A 9369-nucleotide genomic window follows, 5' to 3' on the forward strand; every position below is an offset into this window, starting at 1 on the left:
TCGAGGACATCGTGACCCGGTTCTCCACGGCGGCGATGAGCCTCGGGTCGCTCTCGCCGGAGATGCACGAGAACAACGCCATCGCCATGAACCGCATCGGCGGCAAGTCGAACACCGGCGAGGGCGGCGAACCCCCCGAGCGCTTCGACACCGAACGCGAGTGTTCGGTGAAACAGGTGGCGAGCGGGCGGTTCGGCGTCACGAGCCGCTACCTCCAGTCGGCCGACGAGGTGCAAATCAAGATGGCCCAAGGGTCGAAGCCCGGCGAGGGCGGCCATCTGCCCGGCAAGAAGGTGAACGAGATGATAGCGCACGTCCGCCACGCGACGCCGGGCGTCGGCCTCATCTCGCCGCCGCCGCAACACGACATCTACAGCATCGAGGACCTGAAACAGCTCATCTACGACCTGAAGGCGGGAAGCGACGGCTCGGAGGTCAACGTGAAACTCGTCTCCGAAGCGGGCGTCGGCACCGTCGCGGCGGGCGTCGCCAAGGCCAAGGCCGACGTCGTACACATCTCGGGTCACTCGGGCGGTACGGGTGCGAGTCCGCGAACGTCCATCAAGAACGCCGGATTGCCGTGGGAACTCGGCCTCGCCGAGGCCAACCAGATGCTCCACCAAACCGGGCTTCGCTCGCGCATCCGCGTCAGCGTGGACGGCGGCCTGAAGACCGGCCGCGACGTCGCCGTCGCGGCCCTGCTCGGCGCGGAGGAGTACTCGTTCGGGACGGCGAGTCTGGTCACGAGCGGCTGCGTGATGGCGCGCAACTGCCACGCCAACACTTGCCCGGTCGGCATCGCCACCCAGCGGGAGGAGCTTCGGGAGCGGTTCCCCGGCGAACCGGAGCACGTCATCAACTACATGGCGTTCATCGCGGAGGAACTTCGAGAGATAATGGCCGAACTCGGCTTCCGCACCGTCGAGGAGATGGTCGGCCACGTCGAACTGCTCCGGCAGCGCGACACCGACCATCCGAAGGCGCGTCGCCTCGACCTTTCGAGCGTGCTCGCCGACCCTGCGAACGGTGGCAGCCGAACCGAGACGCGGGAACAGGATCACGAGTTGGACGACCACCTCGACCACGACCTCCTCGACGCCGCGCGCGGCGCGCTGGACGGCGAGGAACCGATCGAAATCGAGCGTCCGATAACGAACCAGGACCGCGCCGTCGGCGCGATGCTCTCGGGTCGCATCTCCGCGCTTCACGGGGAAGCGGGACTGCCGGACGGGTCCATCACCTGCCGGTTCGACGGTGCCGCCGGACAGAGTTTCGGCGCGTTCTGCCAGTCCGGCGTGGACCTGTTCCTGACCGGTGCGGCGAACGACTACGTAGGAAAGGGCCTCTCGGGCGGCCGGGTCGTAGTCGAAACCCCTGCCGACGCTGGCTACGATTCGAACGACGTCATCGTCGGCAACGTCGCCCTGTACGGCGCGACGGGTGGCGAACTGTACGTCAACGGCGTCGCGGGCGAGCGCTTCGCGGTTCGTAATAGCGGCGCAAAAACGGTCGTCGAGGGCGTCGGTGACCACGGCTGTGAGTACATGACCGGCGGCGTCGCGGTCGTCCTCGGCGAAATCGGCGAGAACTTCGCGGCCGGGATGACGGGCGGCGTGGCCTACGTGTTGGGCGACGGCGACGAACTCCGCGAGCGCGTCAACGGCGAGAGCGTCTCGCTCTCGTCCGACTTGGACGCGCGCGACGAGGCGGTAGTACGGCGGTTGGTCGAAAACCACGCCGCCGCAACGGGCAGCGAAACGGCGCTGTCGGTGCTGGACGACTGGGAATCGGTCTCCTTCGTGAAGGTCATGCCCGACGCCTACCAGCAGGCCATCGAAGAGGGCAAAGAAGACGTTCGAACGTCGCCCCCCAGTCCGGTTTCGGCGGCCCGACAGTCGTCCGGCTTTCGAGTGCCGTCGGACGACTGACCCCGAAAAAAGCGGTCGCTGATTTTCAGAGGTACGCCGAGTCCCACCGCGCCGCCTTCCGCTTGTTGCCACACACGTTGCACTCGATGCGCTCCATGCTGTCCATCGCGTTGTCGAGCGTCTCGCAGTTCGAGCAGAAGTAGCCGTAGCGGTCCTCACCCGCCTTGTCGTTGAACACGGAGAAGAACGGCGCTTTCGACCCCCGACTGGTTTCCGAGCGGTTGATGTATCTGGTTTCTCCGTCGAACTCGCGGGCTTCCAGTATCGGTTCGTCGCTCTCCGAGTAGATGTTCTCGGTGTACGTCTCGTCGCCGATTTCGGCCGTCCGCTCGCCGACCTTGGTGAACCCGTGGTCTCGGTAGAACTGGTTTCCCTCCTCGTTTCCGGCGAGGACGAGTCCGGAGAGGGTTTCGACCTCTTTGTCTTCGAGTTTCTCCTTCGTCTGCCCGAGGAGCGTCGTTCCGATACCCTCACCCCGGTAATCGGGGTGGACGTGCAACCAGAGGATGTTCCCCTCGGGGACGTCGGGGAGCACCTCGCTCTGCGTGAACCCCACCACGTCTCCCCCGTCGAGCGCGACGAGGTACAGCGTCCCCCGGCTTTGGAACTCGTTCTCCAAGTTCTCCTCGGAGTACCACTCCTCGATGGCGTGTTCGATTATCTCCTCGTCCAAGAAGTGTGCGTATGAAGCCGCAAGCGACTCCGCGGCGACGTCTTGGATTCCAGCGATGTCCTCGGTTCGCGCTTCGCGTACTTGCATACTTGGCATACTCCGGGATGAACAATAAACATTCTACCGGCCGCAGCTTCCTACTTGTCACCTCAGTTGCAGTCATTACGTCCGATTTTTGCGTATCGTCGCGCTCTATCCTCCCGTTCGGACGTTTTTAACGGGGTCGTTCCCGACCAACCGTCCAGTTTTTCGCCTCACAGCCCGCCATCACGGAAATCGTGCGACGAGTTACGCGCCGCTCGTACTTCTCCGCCTTCGGTAGCGTTTTCCGCCCGCCACGCAATCGACCCGACATGAACACGGCACTCGTCATCGGCGGGACGCGATTCATCGGTCGCCACCTCGTGACCGACCTGCTCGACAACGGCTACGACGTGACCATCTTCAACCGCGGGAACCACGACAACCCGTTCGCCGACGCGGACGGCGTGAGCCACTTCGAGGGCGACCGAACGGACGACGGCGCGCTCGAAGCGGCGCGCGACGAGGTGGACCCGAACATCGTCATCGACTGCGTGGCCTACAAACCCCGCGAGGTCCGGGCGGCCACCGAAATCTTCGCCGACGTGGACGGCTACGTCTACATCTCCAGCGGAAGCGCTTACGGCAACGAAGTGATTCCCAAGCGGGAGAACGACACCGAACTCTGTGCCTGCACGGCCGAACAGGCCACCGACGACTCTCACGACTCCTACGGCCCGCGAAAGGCGGAGGGCGACCGCGCCATCTTCGAGGCCGCGGAACGGGGCGTCAACGCCATGAGCGTCCGACCGTGCATCGTCTACGGACCCTACGACTACACCGAGCGACTGGACTTCTGGATAGACCGCGTGAACGAACACGACCGTCTCGTCGTCCCCGGCGACGGCCAGAACGTCTGGCACCGCGCCTACGCCGAGGACGTGGCGAGCGCGCTCCGCATCGTCGCCGAGGAGGGCGACCCCGGCGAGGCCTACAACGTCGGCGACGAACGGTTGGTCACGATGGACGAGATGCTGTCGCTCATCGCGGACGCCCTCGACATCGACGTCGAACTCGTCCACGCCAGCGACCGCGAACTCTCGACGGCCGACCTCTCCACCGACGACTACATCCTCTACCGCGACTACCCGCACGTCCTCGACACGAACAAACTCGCCGCGCTCGGCTGGGAGTCCACGCCGCTCGACGTGGCGATGGAACGAACCGTCGAGGAACACCTCGAAAGCGACCGCGACGGCGGCGAGTACGACCCCGGACGCGAGAACGAGAAGCGCGTCCTCGGCGTGCTCGACACCATCTGAGACGTATTCGGCGGTTACGGTGAACAATCGGCGACTGATTTCGTTTCATCTCGTTCGTGCATTCCGACTTCTCAATCTGGCGCGCGCTGGCGAGACGACGAGGACAGCGAGGTTTCGAAGGAACCTCGAAAACGAGCGGCACCGCCGCGAGCCATCGTCCGAGTCGTCTCGATAAAGCGTGCGAGGGATGAGCGAAGCGAATCGGCTGGGGAGGGTGTGGCTGATGCGGTTTGCGGTGCGGTTTCAATGACGTCTGTATTTGCAGTCACGGAAGAAGTAACAACAACTCGTGCCGAGCGGACGGGGGCTTTCGAGGTAGTCCTCTCGGTAGTTGCAGTCAAAGTAGCTGCAATGTGTTCTCGTAGCGGCCGTGAGCGGGCGGGGGCTTTCGCGGTCTTCACCGCAGTAGTGACATCTCCATTCAAAACAAACTCATCTCGAACTCGTCGGAAGAGGGGAAACTGTTTGACTGCGTAGGAGAGACAGACCACTATGTTCGAGAAATCTTCGTGGATTCGCCTGCCGCGGAACGTCGTGGTGGGCCATGGCGTTCTCTCGGAGACGACGGCAGCCATCGACGAACTGCACTTGCACGGGACACCGCTGCTCGTGACGAGTCCGACGCCGAACGAGGTGGCGGGACAGCGCGTCGCGGACCAGTTCGAGGACGCGGGATGGGGCGTCGAAACCGTCGTCATCGAGGAGGCGAGTTTCGAGTCCGTTCAGCGGGTCATCGACGTGGCGAACGAAGTAAATCCGGGTTATCTCGTGGGCGTGGGCGGCGGGAAGGCCATCGACATCGCCAAGATGGCGAGCGACGAAATCGGGCGGGGCTTCGTCTCGATTCCGACGGCCGCGAGCCACGACGGCATCGTCAGCGGGCGGGGGTCGGTCCCGGAGGAGGACACGCGCCACAGCGTGGCCGCCGAACCGCCGCTGGCGGTCGTGGCGGACACGGAGATCATCGCCGACGCGCCGTGGGAACTCACGACCGCGGGGTGTGCCGACATCATCAGCAACTACACGGCGGTCGAGGACTGGCGGCTGGCACAGCGGCTCCAGAACGTGGAGTTCCACGAGTACGCCGCGACGCTGGCGGAGATGACGGCCGAGATGCTGGTGGACAACGCCGACACCATTCGGCCCGGACTGGAGGAGTCCTCGTGGGTCGTGGTGAAGGCGCTGGTCTCCTCGGGCGTGGCGATGAGCATCGCCGACTCCTCGCGTCCGGCCAGCGGAGCGGAACACCTGTTCTCGCACCAACTCGACCGCATCGCGCCGGGGGCGGCGCTGCACGGCCATCAGGTCGGCGTCGGGTCCATCATCACGGAGTACCTCCACGGCGGCGACTGGCGGGGTATCCGCGACGCCCTTGCGACCATCGGCGCGCCGACGACGGCTGACGAACTCGGCATCGACGCGGAGACGGTGGTCGAAGCGCTCACGACGGCCCACGAGATACGCGATCGGTACACCATCCTCGGAAACGGGATGAGTCGCGCCGCCGCGTACGAGGCGGCGGAGACGACGAAAGTTATCTGAATAGTTCGAAGTGGATTTCGAACGGATGGAGCGTCAATTTCCGAACCGTTTGCTGGCATCACAGAGTCAATACGAGTGGGAGCCTGACGAGATATGTCAGGAATATCGGTAGCGTTTCGAGAACGTATCGGCCGCGTTTTCGTAATCGGTGACGATTACGTGGTACCCATTTTGATCGGAGTTGGCAACAACATTGATTACCTTCGCGTAACTGATTTCGCGTGGTGGTATCGAAAACAGATGAGTTCCATCGTTGAGATTTCGATATCCGCCGACGAGTTTGCACTCGGCCGCGCGTTGCAGGCGGCACCGGAGGTGCAAATAGAACTCGAACGTGTCGTCCCGGTTGGGATGTCTAGATTTCCCTTCTTCTGGGCACACGGTGGCGATATCTGTCGGTTCGAAGCGGCGGCACGCGCCGAACCGGCGGTCAACGCGCTCACGAGGATCGACACTCTGACTGAGAATACGTTGTTCCACACACAGTGGAACGACGATATCACGAACCTCGTCCACGGAGTCGAAGAAGCCAACGCGACTATCGTGGAAGCGAGTGGGACGGCGGACGACTGGACGTTTCATCTCCGATTCCCGGCACAAGAAGGGATGTCCTCGTTCCAGACGTTCTGTCAACATGAGGGAATTCCGATAGAGGTCGAACGAGTGTACTCCATGCAGGAACGAGCGGTTCACGACTCCGCGGGTGTCACGCCCGCACAGCGGGAAACGCTCATCACTGCCTACGAGGGAGGATACTTCGAACGACCGCGTGGAATCACGCGTGAAGAGTTAGCCGACGAACTGGGTATCTCTCCACAGGCCGTCGGTGGTCGTCTTCGACGCGGATATGCGAATCTCATCGTCGGACTACTCCGTCCGATGAATGGATAGACGTTGAATCAGCAATGCACTTAAGTGTGTTTCGTGGGAAACATGTGGTCTCAACTACTTCGCGCCACATCGTTTCCATGTGATTGGACGTTTGGAAATGGGGCCGACGATGCGAGACGAAATCGTTCGGTCAGCGGTTGCCGAGTGTTGTAAGTATACGACGCTCTCGACCCGACCCACGGGTGCCGACGGTGGCCGTGTGGGAAACCGGTCGGAGCGATAGCTCCCGGAAACCGACGTCGCCCGCCCTACATTGGAATCCGCCCGTCCAGCGACCCGGAGACTACGAATGAGTGAGTACCAAATACTCGTCGTCGATGACGAACAGCCGATTGCCGACCTGTTTACCCGCTGGCTCGAAGACGAGTACGACGTTCGAACCGCCTACAGTGGCGCGGAAGCGATAGCTATGCTCGACGATTCGCCCGATATCGTCCTCCTCGACAGGGACATGCCCGAGACGAGCGGCGACGACGTTTTAGAGGCGATTCGAGCTAGGAACATCGACTGTCGGGTCGGAATGGTGACGGCGATCGAGCCGGATTTCGACGTGCTCGAACTGGGATACGACGCCTACGTCGTCAAGCCGATTACCGAACCGGACGAGCTGTACGACGTCGTAGAGAGCCTCCGCCGCCGGGCGACGTACTCGACTGACGTTCAACAGCTCCTCGTGCTGTCGTCGAAGCGTGCGACCCTCGAAGCGCGAATCGCCGAGACCGAACTGGTCCGACACGAGGAGTACCAGACTCTCGTATCGGAGATACGACATCTGAAACGGTCGCTTTCGACGACGCTCGATGGGATGGACGACGCGGAGTTGGACAAGGAACTGACCGACAGCAGAGTCGCTCCCGAACAGACGTAAGAGACGTAAGGCGCGAAAAATCTATTCTGATGCGGGTTTAGCTGATGTCCGCCCGTTCGAACTGCCAGTAGCCGAGCGCGACGGGAACGACCAACCAGAGCGCGAGCAACGCGAGCGCGAACCAGCCTTCGAGGTAGAAGGGGACGGTCCCGTTGACGAGTTGTGCGTACGGACTCGCACCGCTCGGGTTGGACAGGAAGTTCGCCGCGACGCTGTAGGCGTTCTTCGGGTTGATTATCTGGAGGAGGAAGTACCACGGCGGAAGTCCGTCCGTCACGTTCGGCATTCCGCCCTCGATCAAATAGTAGACGCCGACCGGAACGATGTCCCAGATGAGTTCGAAGAGGAAGTACAGGCCGATAGCGCCCGCCATCGCGCGCGAGCGGGTGGACGCCATCGCGGAGAAGCCGATGGCGATGCCGACGAACACCATTCCGAAGATGAACGTCGTGACTCCCTGCACGAGGAAGTCCGACACGGGGAACGAGCCGAACTGAACCGCGAGGACGATGGCCCCGGCGATGAACGCGATGACGGTCGCGACCCCGACGACGAGAGAGCGGCCGACGAGTTTGCCGAGCAGCACGTCCCGACGGGTGTGCGGCAGGCCGAGCAACAGCTTGATGCTCCCCGATTCGCGCTCACCGGCGATGGCGAGGTACGCGACGACGAGCGCCGCGAGCGGAACGAGGAGCGTCGCGGGCGAACTGAGGAATCCGATGGCCTGTTTCGCGGTGAAGTCGTCTGTCAACGAACCGACGGCGAACATCGTCCCCGCGGTTGCGAGCACGAATAGCACCGTGATACCCCACAGCATCTTCGAGCGCGCGGCGTCCTCGAAATCCTTGCGCGCGACGACGGCCCAGCTCATGCTTGGGCCTCCGATTCGATCCGCTGACCTTGGGAACCGGTCGTGTAGGCCTCGAAGAGGTCTTCGAGCGAGGACTCTTTGGTTCTGATGTCGGCGACGGTTGCGCCCGCCTGCTCGACGGTGTTGATGACTTTCGCCTTGGAACTCGCGTCGGAGTACGTGACGTGAATCTCGTTTCCGTCGATGGACATGTCCGTGACGCCCTCGACGCTCGTCAATTCGACGTTCGGGACGGTATCGACCGTCAGCACCATCGTGGCACCGGTTCCGACCGCATCCCGGAGGCCGTCGATGGTATCGACGGTGACGAGTTGGCCCTTGTTCATGATGGCCACGCGGTCACAGACCGCCTCGACCTGACTGAGGATGTGGCTGGAGAAGAACACGGCCGTACCGCGGTCGGCCTCCCGCTGGATGATTTGGCGCATCTCGCGGACGCCGTGCGGGTCGAGCCCGCTGGACGGTTCGTCGAGTATCAGGAGGTCGGGGTCGCCGACCAGCGCCATGCCGAGGACGAGGCGCTGGCGCATCCCTTTCGAGTAGCCGCCCGCCGAGCGCGACGCGTCGTCCGCCGAGAGACCGACGCGTTCGAGGATGTCGTCCGCGTCCTCGTTCGTGCCCTTGGAGTCGATGGCGAACTGGATGTGCTTTCGCCCCGAGAGCCGACCGTAGAGGTCGGTCGCGTCGGGGAGAATACCGATCCGCTCGTGGATCGCCTGCGTCTCGTTCTGTGCGTCGTAGCCGAGGACCGTCGCCGTCCCGTCGGTCGGGCGGATGTAGTCCATCAGCATGTTGATGGTGGTCGATTTCCCGCATCCGTTGGGACCGAGGAAGCCGAAGACTTCTCCCTCGTTCACTTGGAGGTTGAGATCACGGACCGCGACCACGTCACCGAACCGCTTGGTGAGACCAGTCGTTTGTATGGCGGCCATAACGCCCATATATTCCTTAGGGTAGTTAAAAGTATGTTGCCACGATATGTCATGGCATAATAGGTCAACCGAGGTCCGCGCGCTCGAACCGCCAGTAGCCGAGGACGAGCGGGACGACAAGCCACGCGGCGAGGATGACCAGCATGAACCACTTCTCCAGGAAGAACGGCACCGTCGCGTTCTGGCCGATGACGCGGAAGTAGTAGAGTTGCTGATCGGTGAACACGAGGTCCGCGGCGCGTTGGAACGCGTACGGCGGGCTGACGAGGTAGACGAACTCGTAAATCTGTGCTGAGAGGTGCACGCCGAGCGTGTCGTCGG

General features: G+C 62.8%; 9 protein-coding genes. 5 read left to right on the forward strand and 4 right to left on the reverse strand.

Going from position 1 to position 9369, the window contains the following annotated elements:
• Positions 1 to 1928, forward strand: a 1928-nt coding sequence (locus BG842_RS11395) for a glutamate synthase-related protein (protein WP_254663097.1), incomplete at its 5' end; no start/stop codon positions are given.
• Positions 1929 to 1953: 25 nt separating this feature from the next.
• On the opposite strand, the gene BG842_RS11400 is transcribed toward BG842_RS11395, so the two are convergent.
• Positions 1954 to 2688 (reverse strand): GNAT family N-acetyltransferase, encoded by a 735-nt coding sequence (locus BG842_RS11400; RefSeq protein ID WP_069450817.1) that lies wholly within the window; start codon positions 2686 to 2688, stop codon positions 1954 to 1956.
• A gap of 266 nt (positions 2689 to 2954) precedes the next feature.
• Between BG842_RS11400 and BG842_RS11405 the strand changes: the two genes are divergently transcribed.
• The 4 genes from BG842_RS11405 (at position 2955) to BG842_RS11420 (ending at position 7245) form a co-directional block, all read left to right on the forward strand.
• Positions 2955 to 3944 (forward strand): NAD-dependent epimerase/dehydratase family protein, encoded by a 990-nt coding sequence (locus BG842_RS11405; RefSeq protein ID WP_069450818.1) that lies wholly within the window; start codon positions 2955 to 2957, stop codon positions 3942 to 3944.
• A 492-nt stretch (positions 3945 to 4436) separates the two neighbouring features.
• Positions 4437 to 5486: an NAD(P)-dependent glycerol-1-phosphate dehydrogenase gene (locus tag BG842_RS11410; protein ID WP_069450819.1), complete on the forward strand. Its 1050-nt coding sequence runs from the start codon at positions 4437 to 4439 to the stop codon at positions 5484 to 5486.
• 240 nt (positions 5487 to 5726) lie between these two features.
• Positions 5727 to 6377 (forward strand): helix-turn-helix domain-containing protein, encoded by a 651-nt coding sequence (locus tag BG842_RS11415; RefSeq protein ID WP_254663098.1) that lies wholly within the window; start codon positions 5727 to 5729, stop codon positions 6375 to 6377.
• 289 nt (positions 6378 to 6666) lie between these two features.
• Positions 6667 to 7245 (forward strand): response regulator transcription factor, encoded by a 579-nt coding sequence (locus BG842_RS11420; protein ID WP_069450821.1) that lies wholly within the window; start codon positions 6667 to 6669, stop codon positions 7243 to 7245.
• A 37-nt stretch (positions 7246 to 7282) separates the two neighbouring features.
• On the opposite strand, the gene BG842_RS11425 is transcribed toward BG842_RS11420, so the two are convergent.
• The 3 genes from BG842_RS11425 to BG842_RS11435 form a co-directional block, all read right to left on the reverse strand.
• The gene (locus tag BG842_RS11425) at positions 7283 to 8116 is read right to left on the reverse strand and encodes an ABC transporter permease (RefSeq protein WP_069450822.1); all 834 of its coding nucleotides are present in this window, start codon (positions 8114 to 8116) and stop codon (positions 7283 to 7285) included.
• Positions 8113 to 9048, reverse strand: a complete 936-nt coding sequence (locus BG842_RS11430) for an ABC transporter ATP-binding protein (protein WP_069450823.1) — start codon at positions 9046 to 9048, stop codon at positions 8113 to 8115. Before BG842_RS11430 ends, BG842_RS11425 begins: the two co-directional genes overlap by 4 nt.
• Before the next feature lie 64 nt (positions 9049 to 9112).
• Positions 9113 to 9369, reverse strand: a 257-nt coding sequence (locus BG842_RS11435; RefSeq protein WP_175424132.1) for an ABC transporter permease subunit, incomplete at its 5' end; no start/stop codon positions are given.

Source organism: Haladaptatus sp. W1 (assembly GCF_001723155.1).
In the GTDB taxonomy this organism is placed as follows: domain Archaea; phylum Halobacteriota; class Halobacteria; order Halobacteriales; family Haladaptataceae; genus Haladaptatus; species Haladaptatus paucihalophilus.